This window comes from Faecalitalea cylindroides ATCC 27803, assembly GCF_000469305.1.
Taxonomy (GTDB): Bacteria; Bacillota_I; Bacilli_A; order Erysipelotrichales; family Erysipelotrichaceae; genus Faecalitalea; species Faecalitalea cylindroides.
Genome location: NZ_KI271032.1, coordinates 1 through 18920 on the forward strand (window position 1 = coordinate 1; position 18920 = coordinate 18920).

General features: G+C 34.0%; 22 protein-coding genes. 10 read left to right on the top strand and 12 right to left on the bottom strand.

What is annotated here, in order from left to right; genetic code table 11:
* Positions 1–202, top strand: a 202-nt coding sequence (locus HMPREF0367_RS10580) for a hypothetical protein (RefSeq protein WP_035403021.1), incomplete at its 5' end; no start/stop codon positions are given.
* Between the two features lie 94 nt (positions 203–296).
* On the opposite strand, the gene rpoN is transcribed toward HMPREF0367_RS10580, so the two are convergent.
* Positions 297–1523: an RNA polymerase factor sigma-54 gene (gene rpoN, locus HMPREF0367_RS07775; protein WP_035403024.1), complete on the bottom strand. Its 1227-nt coding sequence runs from the start codon at positions 1521–1523 to the stop codon at positions 297–299.
* A gap of 154 nt (positions 1524–1677) precedes the next feature.
* Here rpoN and HMPREF0367_RS07780 point away from each other — a divergent pair, with 154 nt between their 5' ends.
* From HMPREF0367_RS07780 to HMPREF0367_RS07820, 9 genes are all read left to right on the top strand, one after another.
* A complete protein-coding gene (locus tag HMPREF0367_RS07780; RefSeq protein WP_035403026.1) occupies positions 1678–4371 on the top strand; it encodes a sigma 54-interacting transcriptional regulator in 2694 nt (897 codons plus the stop codon).
* Between the two features lie 105 nt (positions 4372–4476).
* The gene (locus HMPREF0367_RS07785; RefSeq protein ID WP_035403027.1) at positions 4477–4887 is read left to right on the top strand and encodes a PTS sugar transporter subunit IIA; all 411 of its coding nucleotides are present in this window, start codon (positions 4477–4479) and stop codon (positions 4885–4887) included.
* An 11-nt stretch (positions 4888–4898) separates the two neighbouring features.
* Positions 4899–5372, top strand: a complete 474-nt coding sequence (locus HMPREF0367_RS07790) for a PTS sugar transporter subunit IIB (RefSeq protein ID WP_022356258.1) — start codon at positions 4899–4901, stop codon at positions 5370–5372.
* Positions 5373–5388: 16 nt separating this feature from the next.
* Positions 5389–6156 (top strand): PTS mannose/fructose/sorbose/N-acetylgalactosamine transporter subunit IIC, encoded by a 768-nt coding sequence (locus HMPREF0367_RS07795; protein ID WP_035403029.1) that lies wholly within the window; start codon positions 5389–5391, stop codon positions 6154–6156.
* Positions 6143–6973, top strand: coding sequence for a PTS system mannose/fructose/sorbose family transporter subunit IID (locus HMPREF0367_RS07800; RefSeq protein ID WP_423782548.1), 831 nt, complete (start codon positions 6143–6145; stop codon positions 6971–6973). The genes HMPREF0367_RS07795 and HMPREF0367_RS07800 overlap by 14 nt, the downstream gene beginning before the upstream one ends.
* A 5-nt stretch (positions 6974–6978) precedes the next feature.
* Complete coding sequence (locus HMPREF0367_RS07805; RefSeq protein ID WP_035403035.1) at positions 6979–7830, top strand: amidohydrolase family protein; 852 nt, start codon at positions 6979–6981, stop codon at positions 7828–7830.
* Positions 7831–7832: 2 nt separating this feature from the next.
* A complete protein-coding gene (locus tag HMPREF0367_RS07810; RefSeq protein ID WP_022356262.1) occupies positions 7833–8261 on the top strand; it encodes a secondary thiamine-phosphate synthase enzyme YjbQ in 429 nt (142 codons plus the stop codon).
* A gap of 23 nt (positions 8262–8284) precedes the next feature.
* Positions 8285–9280 (top strand): SIS domain-containing protein, encoded by a 996-nt coding sequence (locus HMPREF0367_RS07815; RefSeq protein ID WP_035403038.1) that lies wholly within the window; start codon positions 8285–8287, stop codon positions 9278–9280.
* 16 nt (positions 9281–9296) lie between these two features.
* Positions 9297–9941, top strand: a complete 645-nt coding sequence (locus HMPREF0367_RS07820; RefSeq protein WP_022356264.1) for an HAD family hydrolase — start codon at positions 9297–9299, stop codon at positions 9939–9941.
* Positions 9942–10087: 146 nt separating this feature from the next.
* Here HMPREF0367_RS07820 and HMPREF0367_RS10750 read toward each other — a convergent pair whose 3' ends face one another.
* The 11 genes from HMPREF0367_RS10750 to HMPREF0367_RS07870 form a co-directional block, all read right to left on the bottom strand.
* Positions 10088–10252 (bottom strand): GNAT family protein, encoded by a 165-nt coding sequence (locus HMPREF0367_RS10750; protein WP_248660675.1) that lies wholly within the window; start codon positions 10250–10252, stop codon positions 10088–10090.
* Positions 10224–10310 (bottom strand): hypothetical protein, encoded by an 87-nt coding sequence (locus HMPREF0367_RS10755; protein ID WP_248660677.1) that lies wholly within the window; start codon positions 10308–10310, stop codon positions 10224–10226. The genes HMPREF0367_RS10750 and HMPREF0367_RS10755 overlap by 29 nt, the downstream gene beginning before the upstream one ends.
* A 23-nt stretch (positions 10311–10333) precedes the next feature.
* Complete coding sequence (locus HMPREF0367_RS10760) at positions 10334–11218, bottom strand: HAD family hydrolase (RefSeq protein ID WP_248660676.1); 885 nt, start codon at positions 11216–11218, stop codon at positions 10334–10336.
* 56 nt (positions 11219–11274) lie between these two features.
* Positions 11275–11649: a YbaN family protein gene (locus HMPREF0367_RS07835; RefSeq protein ID WP_035403041.1), complete on the bottom strand. Its 375-nt coding sequence runs from the start codon at positions 11647–11649 to the stop codon at positions 11275–11277.
* Positions 11646–11981, bottom strand: coding sequence for a nitrous oxide-stimulated promoter family protein (locus HMPREF0367_RS07840; RefSeq protein WP_035403044.1), 336 nt, complete (start codon positions 11979–11981; stop codon positions 11646–11648). The genes HMPREF0367_RS07835 and HMPREF0367_RS07840 overlap by 4 nt, the downstream gene beginning before the upstream one ends.
* Positions 11981–13639 (bottom strand): amino acid ABC transporter ATP-binding/permease protein, encoded by a 1659-nt coding sequence (locus HMPREF0367_RS07845; RefSeq protein WP_035403046.1) that lies wholly within the window; start codon positions 13637–13639, stop codon positions 11981–11983. The genes HMPREF0367_RS07840 and HMPREF0367_RS07845 overlap by 1 nt, the downstream gene beginning before the upstream one ends.
* Positions 13636–15363, bottom strand: coding sequence for an ABC transporter ATP-binding protein/permease (locus HMPREF0367_RS07850; RefSeq protein WP_035403049.1), 1728 nt, complete (start codon positions 15361–15363; stop codon positions 13636–13638). The genes HMPREF0367_RS07845 and HMPREF0367_RS07850 overlap by 4 nt, the downstream gene beginning before the upstream one ends.
* The gene (locus HMPREF0367_RS07855; protein WP_022356271.1) at positions 15360–15545 is read right to left on the bottom strand and encodes a DUF4405 domain-containing protein; all 186 of its coding nucleotides are present in this window, start codon (positions 15543–15545) and stop codon (positions 15360–15362) included. The genes HMPREF0367_RS07850 and HMPREF0367_RS07855 overlap by 4 nt, the downstream gene beginning before the upstream one ends.
* Positions 15546–15674: 129 nt before the next feature.
* Positions 15675–17333 (bottom strand): diphosphate--fructose-6-phosphate 1-phosphotransferase, encoded by a 1659-nt coding sequence (locus HMPREF0367_RS07860; RefSeq protein ID WP_022356272.1) that lies wholly within the window; start codon positions 17331–17333, stop codon positions 15675–15677.
* A 162-nt stretch (positions 17334–17495) separates the two neighbouring features.
* Positions 17496–17963 carry a CBS domain-containing protein gene (locus HMPREF0367_RS07865; protein WP_035403052.1) on the bottom strand — a complete coding sequence of 156 codons (468 nt, stop codon included), beginning with the start codon at positions 17961–17963 and terminating at the stop codon, positions 17496–17498.
* An 83-nt stretch (positions 17964–18046) separates the two neighbouring features.
* On the bottom strand, positions 18047–18901 hold the full coding sequence (locus HMPREF0367_RS07870; protein WP_428829656.1) for an ATP-dependent metallopeptidase FtsH/Yme1/Tma family protein: 855 nt from the start codon (positions 18899–18901) through the stop codon (positions 18047–18049).
* Positions 18902–18920: the final 19 nt, after the last annotated feature.

Below are 18920 nucleotides of genomic sequence, written 5' to 3' on the forward strand. Positions count from 1 at the left end.
TGTCAATGAGATCAACCGCATGACAGAAAAGTTCATGCTTCGATCGGGGCTTCGCTGGTTGATTATCATGGCGATTGGCGGTGCCATGATTTTGGCAACCGCATCGATCCCATTGCATTTTGTCGATCAGGCAAGAAAACAAAATATCGAAGATCTAAAAGAGCAACGGTATGACCAGTTTAAAGAACGATATGGGGTTTAATTTCTTCAAGATACTTTTAATATTGTTGTCCATATTACAAGGTATTATAAAGAATGATGTTTACAGGATCCATTTTAAAACTTTATTCTTTTTATTATGTATGAGAATTATATGCTTTTTTGCGTTGTTTAGAATTCAAAATTCTCATTTCCTTGCGATATTTTGATATTGTTCTTCTAGAAACAAAGAGTTCTAGATCTTTTAGTTGTTCTACAATTTCTTCATCTAGTAATGGAGCATTAGGATCTTCATTTTCTATTAGATATAATAATGCTTTTTGTATGGAATCTCTTGAGGTTCCTTCTTTTGTTTTGGAAGTAAAAAGGCTTCTAAAAGGATAAACTTGGTTTTGATACAGATAATATTTACTGTTCACAGTTCTTGAAATCGTTGATTCACTCAGACTGGTTGACTTAGCTAATTCTTTAAGGGTGAGAGGTTTTAATTCGTCGTTATACAAAAAATATCCTTTTTGTTTATTTATGATTTCATTGGCAACGACTAATAATGTTTTATTTCGCTTATTTAAACTATCAATAGTGAATTTAGCTTGATTTAGATATTGCTTTAATTCTGGATCAATGATCTTTTCTTGTGGCTTGATATATTTAACATCTCCAATTTCTTTTGGTTCGATTATGATATCTCCATCTTCTATCTTGATTTCTACATCAGGTAAGATCCATTGTGTTTTTTGTGTGGTGTACATGTTGCAAGGATAAGGATTACATTTTCTTATTTCTAACAAAATATTTTCTACTTGATCAAAAGAAAGATTCATTTGTTTGCATATGGAAGAAAGATCGTTGTTCAATAGTTCATTTTGGTAGTTTTTTAATAGTTTTAGAGCTGGAGTTTGATTGTTTCTAGATAGTTGGATGTAGAGGCTATCAATACTGTTTTTTGCAGCTACACCACATGGTTCAAATGTTTGGATCAAGTTTAGATTCTGTATAAATTTATCTTCAGGAACATGAAGGTCATTGCAAGCTTGCTCTATAGGAATGTTAAAAAAACCATTTTCATCAAGGGATTCAATAATATAAGAAGTAATAGCTGAATCATATTTTCTATTACATGTATGCAGTTGAAAATATAACTCATCTTTTAAAACAGGAGCTGTAGAAATATTATTCATTAAAAGTTCATGAATGTCTTCATTGGGATTAAATTCGATAAAAGGATTTCTATCTGCCAGCTGGCGAATATGATCTATTATTTTTTCAGAGCTCATATTTAAGATTTCTAAGTGATTCTTCATAGAAGTGCTTAAATGGAGAGTTTGTTTTAAAGTTGGTTGAAGTTTTAAGTTGGTCTTCATGATATATTCCCTTTATTCCGTCTTAAATTGATTATATTTCTATCAAATAGATCTGACAAGTCGCTAAAGGAAATTAATGATGTTGTAATTATATAAATGTTTCTTTCGATTTAAAATTAGTATATGATATAAAACGTAAAGGGAGTGGATGATCATGGAAGAAAAGCTGTTGAAATATATAGACCAAAATTGTCAAAATGAAGACTTTGAAAAAAATACATTGGATCAAATTAGTGAAAAATTCCAAATTGGACGTAATCAATGTGCACTTTTATTAAAAAGCCTCATAAATCAAAAAAAATTGACAAGGATCGAAGAAAAACCTTATAAATATCTGACAACAGAATACCTTCATAAAAAAGGAAAATCTATGGTTGAAACAAGCTATTCTTCATTAGAAACAGCGCTTCAAAAACAAGAATTGCATGATTTTGAAAAACTGGTAGGCCATGAACAATCACTTAGAGAAATTGTAAAACAATGTAAGGCAACAATTGCTTATCCGCCGGAAGGCTTACCCTTGTTGTTATATGGAGCAACCGGAACAGGGAAAAGTTATATTGCTCAATTAACGTATGAATGGGCTAAAAATAATAATATAATTAAAGGCAGATTTGTTACAGTAAACTGTAGTGAATATGCCAATAATCCTGAATTGTTAACGGCAAACTTGTTTGGACATGTAAAAGGAGCTTTTACCGGGGCGGATAAAGATAATGCCGGGCTGATCGCATTAGCTGATCAGGGAGTATTATTTTTAGATGAAGTTCATGAATTGAAATCTGAATGTCAGGAAAAATTATTTCTCTTCATGGATAAGGGAATTTATCATAGGGTAGGAGATAATGATAAATGGTATAAATCAAAAGTTCGATTGATTTTTGCGACAACAGAAAACCCTGAAAATGTTCTTCTTAAAACTTTGCTCAGACGTATACCTATGACAATAACGATACCTTCAATGAGTCAAAGAAGCGTTCAGGAAAAAATCGAATTGATCTATAAATTATTTCGTGATGAGGAACAGAGATTGCAATGCAAGATAAAAATGAGCAATAAAGTATATAACACTTTATTATCGAGTAAATTAGCAGGAAATATTGGTGAACTAAAGAGCATCATACAATCATGCTGTGTCAATTCCTTGTTTGATAGAGAAGGAAACAATTTATTGATACATCTTTCAAGTTTGCCTTCGCATGTTCTTACAAAACTTTATGAAAATCCTAAAACATTACAAGATACAGAAGAATACGTTTCAGTGGATGATCTTCAAATGTTTTATAGTCATGATAAAGAAATCATTCAGTTAAATGATGAAATCATTCAAACGTATCAAACATATCGCAAAGAACGCGATATTGGGAAATTGGTGAATACGGGCAAACAGATCGTTCAAAATTATTTTGATAATTTGATATTTAGAAAAAAAGAAACACCACAAATTGAATATTATAAAAGAGGTGTTCAAAGAATCTTTGATATGATTGAAAGCCGATATGGCATCAAGCTAACAAATAATGATATCTTGGCCATTGCCTGTTATCTAGAAGAATTGAATCTTGATTATCATGATTTTCGAAAATGGAGTCTTCAACATGAAGAAGATTGTGAAGATCTCAATCAACTTTTAGAATCGGAATTTTTCCGCGCTGCCAATATTTCTTTAGAAATATGTACGTATTTGAAATCTTATTTAGAAATGGAAGTTTATCCAATCGTTGTTTGTCTGTTTATTTTTTATGTCTATAATCTTCAGTCGGATCAAAGGCTCCAACAAAAAGCTTGTGTAGTGTTGGCTCATGGATTCTCTACCGCAAGCAGTATCGCTAATGCAGCCAATCACTTTTTAGGGGAATATATATTTGATGCGATCGATATGCCTTTACATGTTGATACAGCTACTATGGTCGAAAAACTAAAGATTTATTTAGGCAGACTTGAGAAAATCAAAGAATTATATCTTTTGGTCGACATGGGAAGTTTGGAGGAAATATATAAAGGATTGAATTTAGAAAAAATGAGTATAGGTATACTCAATAATGCAAGTACTCCTATGGCTTTGGAAATTGGAAATGGTGTTCGTATGAACATACCGATGGAAGAACTATTAAAAAATACGATTTCTAATGTAAAAGCTAGTTTGATGTACCATATTGAAAAGAATCAAGATAAACTTCCTTTGATTCTTTGTTCTTGTGCTAGTGGCTATGATACAGCTAGAAAATTAAAATCTACGATCGAAGATTCGATACCGGAACAATGTCATATTGAAGTACAGATCTATAATTATAATGAACTGTTATCTCAAGGAGCAAAAGCTTCTGTCTTTGAACAATATAATGTACTTTGTGTCATTGGTACTTTAGATCCCAACATAGAAGAAATCAAGTTTATAGGTATTGAAGATTTGATCTTGGGCAATTCAGACAATAAACTAGATGAGTATTTCAATGAATATCTAGATGAAACAGATCTTCAGGAATTTAATCGAAACATATTACGTAATTTTTCATTATCAAACATTATGAGTCATTTAACGATATTGAATCCAAATAAATTATTGGAGCAAGTTGCCGATGCTATAGATCAGTTACAAATTCTTTTAAAGATCAAATTGTCAAATCGTGCTTGTTTTGGCTTATATGTACATATAAGTTGTCTGATCGAACGACTTGTTTTGTTTAGAGGGAATGAATCTTATCTTGAATGTTTGGATTTTCAAAAAGAGCATCCAGACTTTATTAATTATATGAAGCGATCATTCAAGAAAGTTGAAGATTTTTATGGAGTTTCGATTCCAGTAGAGGAAATTACATATATTTATAATTATGTAAAGAACAATTAAGGCTAAAGATGTTGATTATTTCAACATCTTTTTTTAAAAAATTTCTCTATGGCACGAAAATTGCTTGTATATAGGTGAAACGTTACAGGAGAAAGGAGGGAAACAATGTGTAGGATTATATTTGCCTCACATGGGAATTTGTCTAAAGGAATGAAAAATTCAGTGAATATGTTGGCAGGTTCTTTATCGGATAAAGTAGAAACATATAGCTTGTATCCAGGAGAAAGCCCCAACGATTATTACCAGAAATTGCTAAAAGAAATTCCTAATAGTGATGAGCAAGTAATAATTTTGTGTGATATCAAGGGAGGAAGTGTTCACACGACTTTGGCCCAGCTAACACAACTTAATAACGTTATTGTTTTATCCGGGATGAATCTGGGTATGGCATTGGATATCGTGCTCAGATATCAGGAAGGTATTCCTAGTGAAGATTACGAAGAATTATTGGATAGTTCTCGAGAAGGAATTACTTTATTGACAAATTTAGTTAGTGAAACAGATGAAGATTTCTAAAGGAGAGGAATATGATCAAATTATTTAGGGTAGATCACAGACTATTGCATGGACAAGTTGCATTTTCATGGACAAGTGCGTTAGGCGCTGACTGTATCTTGATTGCCAATGATGCTGTTATGAAAGATGATCTTAGAAAAACTTCTATCAAACTGGCTAAACCTGCAGGTGTTAAGCTTGTTATCAAAAATGTAGATGATTCTATTCAAGCCATTAACAGTGGTGTTACTGATAAATACAAATTATTTATCGTAGTAGAAAGCATAGCGGATGCTTACAAACTTGCAGAGAATTGCAGTCAGATCAAATCATTAAATCTAGGGGGAACAAAACCTAGAGAAGGAACAAGAAATGTTTCTAAAGCAATCAATGTTACTAAAGAAGAGGAACAGATGATCAAAGAATTGATCGATAAAGGAATTGATGTAGAAATTCGTATGGTTCCAAATGATACAAGCATTGATGCAAAAACAGTCATTGAATAGAAAAGAGGTGTAAGTAATGGTTGTTCAGGCGATTTTATTAGGATGTATAGCATTTATCGGAAAATGTGATTTGGCTTTAGGAGATTGCTTGATTCAAAAGCCAATCGTTTTAGGACCATTGGTTGGTCTTGTGTTAGGGGATGTAGAAAGTGGAATTACAATTGGCGCTTTCCTAGAATTAGCTTTTATTGGTTCTCAATCTATAGGAGCTTTTATTCCGCCAAATGTTATTGTTGGTGGTGTATTGGGTACAGCCTTTGCGATCACAACAGGTCGTGGAGCTGAAGTTGCTGTTACGTTGGCGTATCCAATTGCTTTATTGGCAAGTGTGATTGATAATTTTATTTTCACAACGGTTCGTCCAATGCTAGGACGTTTAGCTGATAGTTATGCTGAAAAAGGGAATGCAAAAGCTGTTGGTATGGTACATATGGGAGCTGGTTTCTTGACATGTACGATCTTAGCAGTGCTTGTAGCTACCGGATTCTTATTGGGAAGTACTGCAATTGAGAATGTTGTGAATTCTATTCCAGAAGTAATTACCAATGGATTAACAGTTGCTACGGGATTATTGCCTGCACTAGGATTTGCAATGTTGGCACAGATGATCATGAATAAGAAAGTTATCGCATTCTTTTTCCTAGGTTTCTTGTTATCTGCTTATCTGGGAGTACCAGTAGTAGGTATTGCCGCCTTTGGTGTATTGGCCGCATTGATCAAAGTTGATTTTAAAGAATCTGCACCGGTTGCAGTAGAAAATGGAGGAGACGATGATGACTTCTAAAAATAATGAAACAGGATTGATCACTAGAAAAGATATAATGAAGATGTTCTGGAGATCATTTACGATTCAGTTCTCATGGCATTATGAACGTCAAATGCATATGGGATTTGAATATATGATGCTTCCTACGATCAAGAAGTTATATAAAGATGATCCAGAAAGATTAAAAGATGCTATGCAGCGTCATATGGAATTCTTTAATACAAATATGTATATTAGTACTTTCATTGGTGGTATTACCATGGCAATGGAAGAAATGAATGCCAAGGATAAAGATTTTGATACATCTTCTATCAGTGCTGTCAAGGTTGCTTTGATGGGGCCTTTAGCTGGAATCGGAGATTCATTGTTCTTAGGAACTTTGAGAATTTTGGCAGTAGGTATTGGTACTTCTATCGCGATGCAAGGCAGCATTTTAGGAGCAATCTTATTCTTGTTGGTATTTAATGTTCCTGCTATGCTAGTTCGTTATATCGGCGCCTTTAAAGGATATGAAATTGGTGCTAATTATTTGAATAAGATCCAAGAATCTGGATTGATGGAAAAGTTCATGTATGCTGCATCGATCATTGGAGTTATGGTTATCGGTGGAATGACAAATGAACTCGTCGTTGTATCAACACCGCTGACCATTGGTACTGGTGAAGGAGCTGTTGCAATCCAGGGAGTATTAGATGGTTTGATGCCAGGAATGCTAAGCTTGGCTGCTTTAGGTGTTTACTACAAATTATTAAATAAAAAAGTGAATGTCATTGTAATTCTTTTAGGAACGGTTGTATTTGGTATTCTTTGTTCTTGGTTAGGTATTCTAGGGTAGATAATATGATCATAGATATGCATGCTCATCCTTGGTTGATGAATGAAGCATTTAAAACTTCACAAGCAATAGAAATCAGTAAAAAAGAAATGGGATGGGGATTGATGTCTGGCCATGACATGCAAATGACCAGAATAGAACTTAAGGATGCTAAAGTTGATAAAATGGTGCTGTTGCCACTTGATCTAACAACAACTCGTAAGGTTCAAATTCCAGATAATGAAACAATATATAAACTTGTACAAGATAATCAGGATATCTTTATTGGATTTGCAAGTGTGGATCCGTATCGCAAAGATAGAATGATAGAATTGGAAAAAGCTTTTGATCAATATCATTTGAGTGGATTAAAGCTGAATCCTTCTAAACAACATTTTTATCCTTCAGATCCTATGATGAATGAAATTTACGAATATTGTATCAAAAAGAATAAGCCGATTGTCTTTCATTCAGGTATGTCATGGGAAAGTGATGCACCAATGAAATACGCTAAACCTTTAGAGTTTGAAGAAGTGGCAATTCGATATCCGGAATTACGATTTAGTTTAGCACATTTTGGATGGCCTTGGATCCATGAAACAGCAGCACTGCTTCTTAAATATCCGAATGTATATGCAGATACGGCAATGTTGTATATGGATTCGCCTAGAAAGTTCATGAAAGATATATTTGAAAATCAGTTAGGCCCTTTATGGTTGGAAAATAATTTAAAAGATAAAGTTATGTTTGGTTCTAACAGTCCACGTTTTAAACCAAGAAGAATCAAATATGGACTTGATCAATTGAATTTAAGAGAAGCTACCCGATCAAAGATCATGGGAGAAAATGCTTTGAGATTTCTTGGAATGGAAGAGTGAGTATGGTCAAAACATTTAAAGAAAAAGTTATCACACATAAAGAATTTGAAATTATTCCTATTACTGAACTAGTTAGAAAATGTATCAGTCAATCCGGGATTACAGAAGGTTTGGTCTTTGTTATAACAGCGCATACTTCCTCTGGAATCATGGTCAATGAGAATCTTCCTTGTTTGATGACGGACATTGAAGAGACATTGGAAAGACTTGTTCCACTTGATCATGACTATGCTCATTCTCACTTTCTGTTGAGTTATGGAGCAACAGGGGGCAATGCTCCCGGGCATTTAAAATCGATGCTTTGCGGTAATCATACGGTTATGGTCATAGAAAATGGAAAGTTAGAATGCGGCAAAGCACAAGATGTATATTTTGCAGAGTTTGATGGACCACAAACAAGAAATATATTTATACAAATTCAAGGTGAATAGTAGAATAAGAAAGGTAGAAAACTATGTTAAATTTTGATGAAAACAGAGTTCGTACAGAACACACAAATGGAGTAAATCTAGTACCAGAAGTAGAGAAGATCGTTGATAAGATCTGTGAAGAAGGATATTCAAATATCTTCTTGTTTGGAATTGGAGGAACATTGTTATATGCTGGGCAGATCATGCATACAGCAAAACAATTAGGCTGTACTTTACCAATCTATTTGGAAAATGCTCAGGACTTTATGTATGAAGGAAATGCTAACTTCAACAAAGATTCTGTTGTTGTTATCGCATCTCTTTCAGGACATACTGTAGAAGTAGAAGCAGCGGTTGACAAAGCACATGAAGTTGGGGCCCGAGTTATTGGTTATGTAGAAAAGCTAGGTACACCATTGGCAGAAAAAGTCGATTATTTAGTTAATACTTTTGGTGGAGAATATTACTGGTGGTATACTGTTGTTCTTCGCTTCATGAAAAATGCAGGACAATTTGATAAATATGACAAATTCTATTCTGAATTAAAGAATATGCCAGAAAATGTTGTACAAATCTATAAAGATGCAGATCCAATGATGAAGGAATATGCTGAAAAATATTGTGATGAACCATTAACATATTTGATTGGTTCAGGAAACTTGGAAGATTGGGCTGTATGTTATGGAATGTGTATCATGGAAGAAATGCAATGGATGAGAACAAGACCAATCTCAGCAGCAAACTTCTTCCACGGAACTTTGGAAGTTATTGAAAGAGATATTCCGGTTATTTTGATCAAGGGAGAAGATAAGACACGTCCAGAAATGGATCGTGCTGAAAAGTTTGTTCATCGTGTTAGTGCTAAAGTTACTACATTTGATACAAAAGACTTTAAGTTGAACGGTATCAGTGATGAATTTAGAGGAATGTTGTCTCCAATTGTAATGCGTTCAGCATTTATGCGATTGAATGTTCATCTTGAACATTGTAGAAGACATCCAATCGATATTCGCCGCTACTACAAAGCATTAGATTATTAAAATAAGGGGCTGTTTTATGAAAATTAAAACAGTGATATTCGATATGGATGGGGTTCTGGTTGATTCAGAACCCTTCTTTCGAAATAAAGTGTTTGAATTTTATAGACGGCAAGGTATCGATGTACCATTAAAAGAGATAAATCAATTAGCTGGCTCTTCTCATCAATTCACCTTTTCAAAAATGGCTGAATGGTATGGAAAAGGAATTACTAGCAAACAAATAGAATCTTTATATCACGATACGATGCAAGATGTAACTTATTCATATTCAGATATGTTAAATCCATATATACGGTATATTTTAAAAAAACTAAAGCCTGACTATAAGCTTGCGATTGCGTCATCATCCTCTATGGAACTGATATCAAAATGTTTAAAAGAGTGTTCTATCGATAGTTATTTTGATTTGGTGGTCACAGGAAGAGATTTTAAAGAAAGTAAGCCAAATCCGGAGATATATCTTTATACCGCAAAACAACTTGGGGTATCATCCGATGAATGTGTTGTTTTAGAAGATTCTACAATTGGGATCACGGCGGCTAAAAGAGCGGGTATGTATACCTTAGCACATAGAGATCTTCGATTTAATTTTGATCAGACATTGGCAGATCATATTTTTGATGATTTTTTAGAAGCTTATGTTTATATTCAAAATCTATAATGATTTTATAAAAGAAAAAGACTTGATTTGATCTGGATGTCAAATACAAGTCTTTTTTCTATAATGTAATTTTGATTAAGCTCTTGGAAGGTATGATCGTTTACTGGGTCCAAGGCGCATTTATATTCTGTAAAAAAGAAAAATCATTATATTTGTTTTCTTTTCATATATAACAAGGGATAGGGATTTCCTTGTTCATCTGTTTCTGTTCGCTTATAGACTATAAATCCCATATGTTCATAAAATTCTTTTGCCAAAGGGTTTTGTTCGTTTACGGCTAGATCATTGATCCCAAAATTTTTCGATTCCATATTTCAAAAGCATTTTTCCTAGTCCTTTTTTTCTTTCTTTATTAGAAATAAAGAGCATTTCAAGATGTTGATTATCAATTCCTATAAAACCAACAGGGACTTTCTTATGGTTTCAATGATCAACAAATGATCAACTTCTTTTAAAGCTTGGGGAACATACTCTTTGATATGATTGATATCATTGTCTGAAAGAAATAAATGAGTTGCTCTTACAGAACTTTCCCATACTTCTAAAAGTTTTTGTATCAACAAAGGATCTCTGTTGAATATTTCAATGATTTTCATTTGCTCATCTTTCTTTGTAAAATCATCAGAAGAATTTGTTTGCAAATAAGTCAGAACATCAAACAATGATCTTCCTGTAAAAAGTGTTTTATCAAGATACTCTTTTGATGGTATCTTCATATCAGGAATGCAGATGACGTCTATCTTGGCATTGATTGCTGCCTTGATCCCATTTTCACTATCTTCTAGTACGATTGCATTTTTATTGGATACATTCAATTTTTCTAATGCTTTTAAAAAGATCTCGGGATGAGGTTTAGAATGTTTGACATCTTCTAAGAATACACAGGTATCAAAATACTTTAAAATATCATGTTCTTGTAAGATGTTGACAGCTCGTTTCTTAAAACTTGAAGTAGCCAAAGCAATATGATAATGATTGGCCTTTAAATAAGCTAAAAGTTCTTTGGCACCTGGTTTTAATTTAACTCCTTTAGAGGATATCTTTTCTTCTAATTCAAAGGTCATCTGCAAAAGCTCTTCGATCGTATAAGGCAAATGATAATGCTTTATTATATTTTCGGCATTTAAAGTATCTGTTTTTTCACTGTAATATTGAGTGTATTCTTCTTTGGTAAAAACAAAACCGTGTTTATCAAGAATTTGATGGTAGGTCTCGTAGGCTATGATCTCTGTATCAACCAATAGACCATCAAAATCAAATATTACTGTATCTATCATGACTTGTTCTCCTTTTGATAAAAGTATATCAAAAAAACTCGTTACCAGATAACGAGTTAGGTTGTTTTGACGCGGAAACTAAAATATAAGATATGAAAGATCCAGACAATGAAAAGGATGATACATCCATATGTGATTTCTTTAAGAGCCATCATGATAAAACCGATGCTCATAACGATCGTGATCATACCCATCACACGAAATTTGACCGGCCAGCTCATACCATTTCCCTGTACATAGCTTTCCAAATTATTTTTATAAAGTTTGGTATTAATAAACCAATTATGTAATCTTTCTGAACTCTTTGCATAACATACGGTTGCCAGTAACAGGAAAGGAAAGGCCGGCAATAAAGGTAAAACGGCTCCAATAGCACCTAGGATCAATCCAATCGTACCTAGAACAATGTATAAGATTTTTTTAATATTCATTTAGCATTCTCCAATCTACGTTTTTCTTTTTGTGTTTCGATCACATGTTTGATTGCCATAACAGGGTGATAAAATAACATTCTAGGTCCAGAATATGCCATAACTTCACGAATTTTTTGTTGCATATCAGGTCTGTAACAATGAACTTTGCAGTTTGAACAGAATGTTTTTGTTTCCATAAAAGGACATTTATCACTTCTTGTAAAAGCATAGTCTTTTAACTGTTGGCATTCCTGGCATAAGTGTTTGGATTTATGATGTTTCTTACAATAGATTTTGATCATCAAGGCAACGATATCTTTTTCTTTTTGTCTTTTTGTTTCGATATTCATTAACTCATTCTCCCGTTTTCGACTGAATATACTTGATCAGCTATATTCATAGTGGATTGACGATGAGAAACAAGAACAACACTTTTGTTTTTATGTTCTTTGTGAAGGGAGCGTAAGATCACAGCTTCGTTTAAACTATCAAGATTGCTGGTAGGTTCATCCAGTAACATGAATGGGGCATCATGTAGGAAAGCTCTAGCTAAACCTATTCTTTGGATTTCTCCACCAGATAAAGAATCACCTAGTTCTTCCACCATCGTATCGTATCCATGTGGAAGGCTCATGATGAAATCATGAACAGAAGCTTTCTTGCAGGCTTCAATGAGTTCTTCATCGCTGGCGTCTAATTTAGCAATTCTTAAGTTATTGGCAATGCTATCATGAAATAAATGTGTTTGTTGACTGACAAAGCTTTCCATATTGCGTAAATTATCTGTATTAATTTGTTCAATACTTGTATTTGAGATGTTGATTTCACCTTGATCAACTTTCCAAAAACGCATCATTAATTTTAACAATGTAGATTTTCCACTTCCGCTTCTTCCGGTAATTCCAATGATTTTTCCTTTTGGGATGGTTAGTGAAATATTATCTAAAATTAATTCTTTGTCATAGGAGAAAGAAACATTGTTAACGCTAGCATCATTAAATTGAATTTCTTTTTGCCCTTGAATATCTTCAACAACTGGCGTTTCTTCCAGAATATCCAGCACACGATTTCCTGCCGCAAATGTATTTTGTAAAGTAGAACCTAAATTCGCCAAAGCAACAAATGGGCCAAAGGAACTCATCAAGGAAACAACGGAAATAATTAACTGAGCAAATGTAATTTGCAAGTTTGTATAGAAATGAATCAATACAAATAACATTGCCAAATCAGCAAGTAAGATAACAGTATTCGTAATAGCCATATTGGTTCCTGTTATATCTTTCATTTTTCCTTCTTCGATGGATAGGGAATCTGTTTTTTCTTTGATCTTATTTAAACGATTTTTGCCATCATCATATTGAATGGTCTCATTGACGCCACGCAAACTATCTAGGACAAAGCTTGATAAATCACCTGTTTTTGTACGAAAGATCAAACCATAATCCTTATTTGATTGAGAAATCAAGATAGGAATTATGCATCCAACAACTATATAAGAGATTAGCATGACCATAGCAAGTACAAGATCAAAACTTCCAATAAATGTACACATGATGATACCAAATAAGATAGAAATCATAATGGGAGAAATCGTATGGGCATAAAATACTTCAAGAAGTTCTATATCCGAAGTAATGATGGAAATTAGATTTCCTTTATCTTTTCCTTCAAGCTTGGCAGGACATAATTTTCTAAGAGCAACAAATACTTTATCGCGGATGATTGCGAGAAGTTTAAAGGCAATATAGTGGTTACATGCCTGTTCACCATATCGCAAGGCTCCTCGAAGAATTCCACAGATGATCAATAGAATAAATAATGTTGTGATTGAGAAGATATGAATCTCATTTAAAATCGTTAAAAGGGCTATGACACCTAGAACAGGAATAAAAGTTGCACAAAGATGACCAATGGTTCCCATAGAAATAGCTAATAACATATAACCAGTCAAACCTTTGATCAAACCAGCAAGTTGGAACATGATTTGTAGACTATTTCTTTTTTTCATGCATTGCCACCTCCTATATATGATTCTAGAGATACTTGAGCATTCCATAAGGATGCATATACACTTTGATTTTGAAGCAATTTTTCATGTTTGCCAGATTCGACAATGTTTCCGTTTTCCAAAACATAAATCGTATCAGCATCCTTAACATTGGCTAGACGATGTGAAATAAGAATCACAGTTTTATCATTTGCCAATTCATGGATCAACTGCATGATATCATTTTCGCTTTCGACATCGATGTTGGATGTTGCTTCATCAAAGATATAAACAGGACTATCGTGTAACAAGGCTCTAGCAAAGGCTAGTCTTTGACATTGACCACCTGAAAAGCTAGACCCTTTTTCTTCAACAAATGTTTCTAAACCATTTTCCTGTTTTAAAAATGCAGAAAGTTTTGCCTTATTAAGTACATTCCATAGTTCTTCATCGGATGCATCTGGTTTTGCGATCAATAAATTATCTTTGATCGTTCCTTTAAACAGATAGCTTTGATGAGAGACGTAAGTAATGTTTTCCATTAAAGACGATTCAGAAATCTGATTAAGATCAATATCGTTGATTAAAACATGACCTGTGTATTTTCGATTTCGTTTCATCAAAATGGATGATATGGTCGACTTTCCTGAACCGGATTCTCCTACAATAGCACTAAAGGATCCTTTGCTGAAGTTTAAAGAAATATCATGCAATATTTCTTTGTTTTCATCATAAGAAAAACTTAGCTTTTTGATCGATATGGAATCGATATCCGGACATGGGGTTTTAACTTTTTTTGGCTCTTGCAGATCTAAAAAGTGAAAGATCTTATCACTGGCAGCCATACCGTTCATCGCAATGTGGAAAAATGAACCAAGTTGTCGCATAGGTATAAAAAATTCTGCAGACAATAAGATAATTAACAAGCATCCAAATAAACCGATGTTTCCACTATTCAATTGTAATAGGGCGACAATGATACCAAGGGCTGAACCTCCATAGGCAACTAAATCCATGATCGTAATGGAATTTAACTGCATGGTCAAAACTTTCATGGTAACAACACGGAATTTCTCTGCTTCTTCATTCATTTTTTCATTTTTATACTGATCGCTTTGATAGACTTTTAAAGTTGTTAATCCCTGTAGGTTTTCTAAAAAAGTATCTCCTAAAGCTGTGTATTGTCCCCAATATTTTGATAAGAGCTTCTTGGCCCATTTTTGTACGATAATGATCGATACTGGAATCAATGGAACACAGATAAATAGGACAATAGCACTTTTTATATCAATGAATGAAAGGTAAATAAATAGACTAAGCGGCGCTAACATAGCATAGAAGAATTGAGGTAAATATGAACTGAAATAAACTTCCAGTTGATCCACTCCTTCTACGGCAATCTGTACAAGCTCGCTTGTGTTGATTTGTTCTTTGTAGGAGCCTTGTAAAGAAAGTAATTTTTGATAGATTTTTTCGCGTAATACTTTTTTAACTTCTTTTGAAGCTAAATATCCCATTCGAATCGAAAGCTTTGTCATGATTGCACGGACTAGAATGCTGATAAGCATGTAAATCAAGTATGCAAAGATATTAAATTGTTCTTTAAGCCAGAGCTTTTCGATCATCAAGGCAAGATAAGTGACAAAGACAAAATTACTTAAAAGGGTGATCCATTGACACAGCACATTTGAGAATATGTATTTTTTACTGTCTTTGACTGTATTGATAAGTCGCTTGTTGATCATGCTTTTCTCCTTTTAAACATATGGTTTTGTTGCATGTGAACAATGGCGCTGATCACAAAAACAAAGCCGGATACTACATGCAGAATTCGAATTGAAGTAATAGGCATTGGCTTTAATAATAAGCCAGATATTAATACAACAATCAAAGATAATAACATGATCATATTGACTGTTTTTTTCATTTTATTTCCTCCTAAAAATGTTAGATAAAACTAACTTCTAAAAGTTAACATGCACTAACTAAATTTGTCAAGGCAGAAAAAAAGATCAGTCTGCGAATGCAAACTGATCCAATAAATGGTAAGTATTGATTATTCCTGTTCTAAAGCAAGAGTTTTTGTAGTGATGTCACATACTTCAGTAGGTCCATAGTACTGAATAGCACCTGGATATACGAAGCTAGTCTCTACTGCCCATTCTTCACGATGTGCTTCGAAATATTTGAATGGTTTTCCATCTAGTTCTACAAGAGCTTTCTTGATAACTGGTTTGTCTTCACCATGTCTTCTTTCGATATTCATCATCTTAGTGATTGGCATACCACCTGCAACCCATTCACTTGCTGGTTTAGACAAGTTAGAGATTTTTGATAGATATCCATTGTATCCGTATTGGATCAACATAAATGCGTTGTATCCAAGTGAATAGCAGTAATCAGAATCAAAGTTAGAAGGGAATGCACATCTTCCTTCGTATCCTAAGAAATGGTGTAATGGATTGAATTTACCATTATAAGTTCCATTTTTCTTTCTTTCTTCCAATTTGTCTTTAACAAGAGCAGAGAATAATTTCTCAGATTCGATCAAAGAAACCTGTACGTTTCCATGTGGATCTCTTTCTAAGAATAACTGTTGCTGAATTGTTTCAGGAAGAATAGCAAATACGCTCATAGATTCTTTAGTCAATCCGTTTTCGATGAATTCGTATTTGTCTTTCCAAGTTGGTAGAGCATTGAATGCATCTGCTTTGCTGCCAGCAAGCAATTCATTGATTTCCTGGATCAATGTAGAGAATTCAGGAACAAATTCAACAACACCTTCAGGGATGATTGCAACACCGAAGTTCATTCCTTTTGCAGCTCTGTTAGCTACAGAATCAGCAATGTAGTCAGCGATCTGGGATAATGACATTTTCTTTGCAGCAACTTCTTCAGAAATCAAGCAGATGTTTGGCTGTGTTTCAAGAGCACATTCTAGAGCAACGTGAGAAGCAGAACGTCCCATAACTTTGATAAAGTGCCAGTATTTTTTAGCTGAGTTAGCATCACGTTCGATGTTACCGATGATTTCGCTATAAGTCTTTGTAGCTGTATCGAAACCGAAAGAACATTCGATGTCTTCGTTTTTCAAGTCACCATCGATTGTTTTAGGGCATCCGATTACTTGAACACCAGTGTCATGTGCAGCAAAGTATTCTGCAAGAACAGCAGCGTTTGTATTTGAATCGTCACCACCGATGATTACGATAGCTGTGATTCCATGTTTTTTACATACTTCTGCAACAATCGCAAACTGTTCGTTTGTTTCAAGTTTAGTTCTACCAGAACCGATGATATCAAAACCACCTGTGTTACGGTATTGGTTGATATATTCATCATCAAAGATGATATAGTCGTCTTCGATCAATCCGATAGGACCGTTTTTGAATCCGTATAATACGTTTTCTTTGTTTGTAGCTTTCAAAGCATCATATAGACCACAGATAACATTATGTCCTCCTGGAGCCTGTCCTCCAGAAAGGATAACACCAACAACTTGTTTTTTAGCTTCAGAAGTGTTTGTTCCTTTTTCGAAAGTGATTTCTTTTTTTCCATAAGTGTTAGGGAAAAGAGCTTTGATTTTTTCCTGATCTGCAACACTTTGAGTTTCTTCACCTTCTTTAACACAGATATCAGCAATTCCATGTCTTAACATTCCAGGCAATTTTGGAGAATACTCATATCTAGCTGTTTGTAGTGATGAAATTTTCATAATTAGCCTCCTCTTAGTTTTCTACATACGCTTAAATTTTAAGATATTTTATGCAAAAAGTAAACTTTATCCTGTGCGATTGAACAATAAAATACATATATTTTCAAATTATAAATAGAAGATAAAAAATGCATAGAGAATTTATATCTCTATGCATATAAGTTAATTAGAAGACCTTGCATCAAAAGTAGTACTCCATTCTGAATCATATGGAATTGCTTCATTCATCGTATGGTTCATTAGGTATTTGATGATGCTTTTACGAGTAACGATGCCAATGAAGATTCCTCTGTCATCAACGATAGGAACATAATTTTGTTCTAAAGATCGTTCAACCAATGTCTTTAAATCCACATCAATCCTTACGGCAGGCATGTAATCTTTGCGAATTAGTTCTTTGATCTTAATTGTTTCTAGATCTTCTGCAGTAATTGAAGAGTGGTTTAATAAATACCACAGAAAATCTCCTTCTGATATGTTTCCTTTGTAAATGCCATCTTTATTGATGACAGGCATGGCGGTAAAGCCATGTTCATTCATGAGTTTCAAGCCGTCACTAATACTTAAATTATCGTATAGAAACTTGACTTCCCCTTTGTTTTTTAGAAAAAAGAATACATTTTGAATCATAAATTTCTACCACCTTATGTCTAGACTCTATCAGAAAATATTGTATAAAAAATCAAAAGAAAATGGGAAAATATAAGACAATTTTATGCTCGTGTAGATTGAGCTGGGATTTCAGCTGGTTTATTTAAGATTTCCATGAATTCTTCTCCTGTGATCGTTTCTCTTTCATATAAGAATTTTGCCAATTCATGTAATTTCATCTTATTGTCATTTAAGATTTGATAAGCTTCATCGTGTGCTTTTTTAATCAGGTTGACGACTTCTTCATCAATTTTTGAAGCTGTTTCGCTTGAACAAGCTAATGAAGTATCTCCACCAAGATATGCATTGTTTACTGTTTCTAGAGCTGTCATACCAAAATTGTCGCTCATACCTAAACGCGTGATCATGGCACGAGCTAGTTTTGTAGCCTGTTCAATATCGTTGGAAGCACCGCTTGTGATTGAATTAAAGATCAATTCTTCTGCACAACGTCCTGCTGTATACACCATGATCCTTTGATATGCTTCTTCTTTTGATACAAGATTGTGCTGTTCTTCCTCAACTTGCATCGTGTATCCTAGAGCGCCTTTGGTTCGAGGAATGATCGTAATCTTATGTACAGGAGCTGTGTTTTTACATTTTGCGGCCACTAAGGCATGGCCGATTTCATGATAGGCAACGATCATGCGTTCGTGATTAGAAATAACGGCACCTTTTTTCTGTTCACCGGCAATGACTGTTTCAATGGCTTCTTCCAAGTCTTTTTGAACGACCATCTTACGCCCATCACGTACTGCAAGTAAGGCTCCTTCGTTGATAATATTGGCTAGATCAGCACCACTGGCACCAGCGCTGGCTCTAGCGATGACATTAAAATCAATAGATGGAGAACATTTTACATTGCCTGCATGTAATCGTAGGATATCTTCACGACCCTTTAGATCTGGTAATAGCAGAGTTCATGAGATTCACCTC

Bases quoted from the DNA above. Each gene is read 5' to 3' on its own strand.
- HMPREF0367_RS07780 (WP_035403026.1), top strand. From the start codon at position 1,678: ATGGAAGAAAAGCTGTTGAAATATATAGACCAAAATTGTCAAAATGAA.
- HMPREF0367_RS07785 (WP_035403027.1), top strand. From the start codon at position 4,477: ATGTGTAGGATTATATTTGCCTCACATGGGAATTTGTCTAAAGGAATG.
- HMPREF0367_RS07805 (WP_035403035.1), top strand. From the start codon at position 6,979: ATGATCATAGATATGCATGCTCATCCTTGGTTGATGAATGAAGCATTT.
- HMPREF0367_RS07815 (WP_035403038.1), top strand. From the start codon at position 8,285: ATGTTAAATTTTGATGAAAACAGAGTTCGTACAGAACACACAAATGGA.
- HMPREF0367_RS07800 (WP_423782548.1), top strand. From the start codon at position 6,143: ATGATGACTTCTAAAAATAATGAAACAGGATTGATCACTAGAAAAGAT.
- HMPREF0367_RS07855 (WP_022356271.1), bottom strand. From the start codon at position 15,545: ATGAAAAAAACAGTCAATATGATCATGTTATTATCTTTGATTGTTGTA.
- HMPREF0367_RS10750 (WP_248660675.1), bottom strand. From the start codon at position 10,252: ATGGAATCGAAAAATTTTGGGATCAATGATCTAGCCGTAAACGAACAA.
- HMPREF0367_RS07845 (WP_035403046.1), bottom strand. From the start codon at position 13,639: ATGAAAAAAAGAAATAGTCTACAAATCATGTTCCAACTTGCTGGTTTG.
- HMPREF0367_RS10760 (WP_248660676.1), bottom strand. From the start codon at position 11,218: ATGATAGATACAGTAATATTTGATTTTGATGGTCTATTGGTTGATACA.
- HMPREF0367_RS07850 (WP_035403049.1), bottom strand. From the start codon at position 15,363: ATGATCAACAAGCGACTTATCAATACAGTCAAAGACAGTAAAAAATAC.
- rpoN (WP_035403024.1), bottom strand. From the start codon at position 1,523: ATGAAGACCAACTTAAAACTTCAACCAACTTTAAAACAAACTCTCCAT.
- HMPREF0367_RS07840 (WP_035403044.1), bottom strand. From the start codon at position 11,981: ATGAATATCGAAACAAAAAGACAAAAAGAAAAAGATATCGTTGCCTTG.
- HMPREF0367_RS10755 (WP_248660677.1), bottom strand. From the start codon at position 10,310: ATGCTCTTTATTTCTAATAAAGAAAGAAAAAAAGGACTAGGAAAAATG.
- HMPREF0367_RS07860 (WP_022356272.1), bottom strand. From the start codon at position 17,333: ATGAAAATTTCATCACTACAAACAGCTAGATATGAGTATTCTCCAAAA.
- HMPREF0367_RS07790 (WP_022356258.1), top strand. From the start codon at position 4,899: ATGATCAAATTATTTAGGGTAGATCACAGACTATTGCATGGACAAGTT.
- HMPREF0367_RS07795 (WP_035403029.1), top strand. From the start codon at position 5,389: ATGGTTGTTCAGGCGATTTTATTAGGATGTATAGCATTTATCGGAAAA.
- HMPREF0367_RS07835 (WP_035403041.1), bottom strand. From the start codon at position 11,649: ATGAATATTAAAAAAATCTTATACATTGTTCTAGGTACGATTGGATTG.
- HMPREF0367_RS07820 (WP_022356264.1), top strand. From the start codon at position 9,297: ATGAAAATTAAAACAGTGATATTCGATATGGATGGGGTTCTGGTTGAT.
- HMPREF0367_RS07810 (WP_022356262.1), top strand. From the start codon at position 7,833: ATGGTCAAAACATTTAAAGAAAAAGTTATCACACATAAAGAATTTGAA.
- HMPREF0367_RS07865 (WP_035403052.1), bottom strand. From the start codon at position 17,963: ATGATTCAAAATGTATTCTTTTTTCTAAAAAACAAAGGGGAAGTCAAG.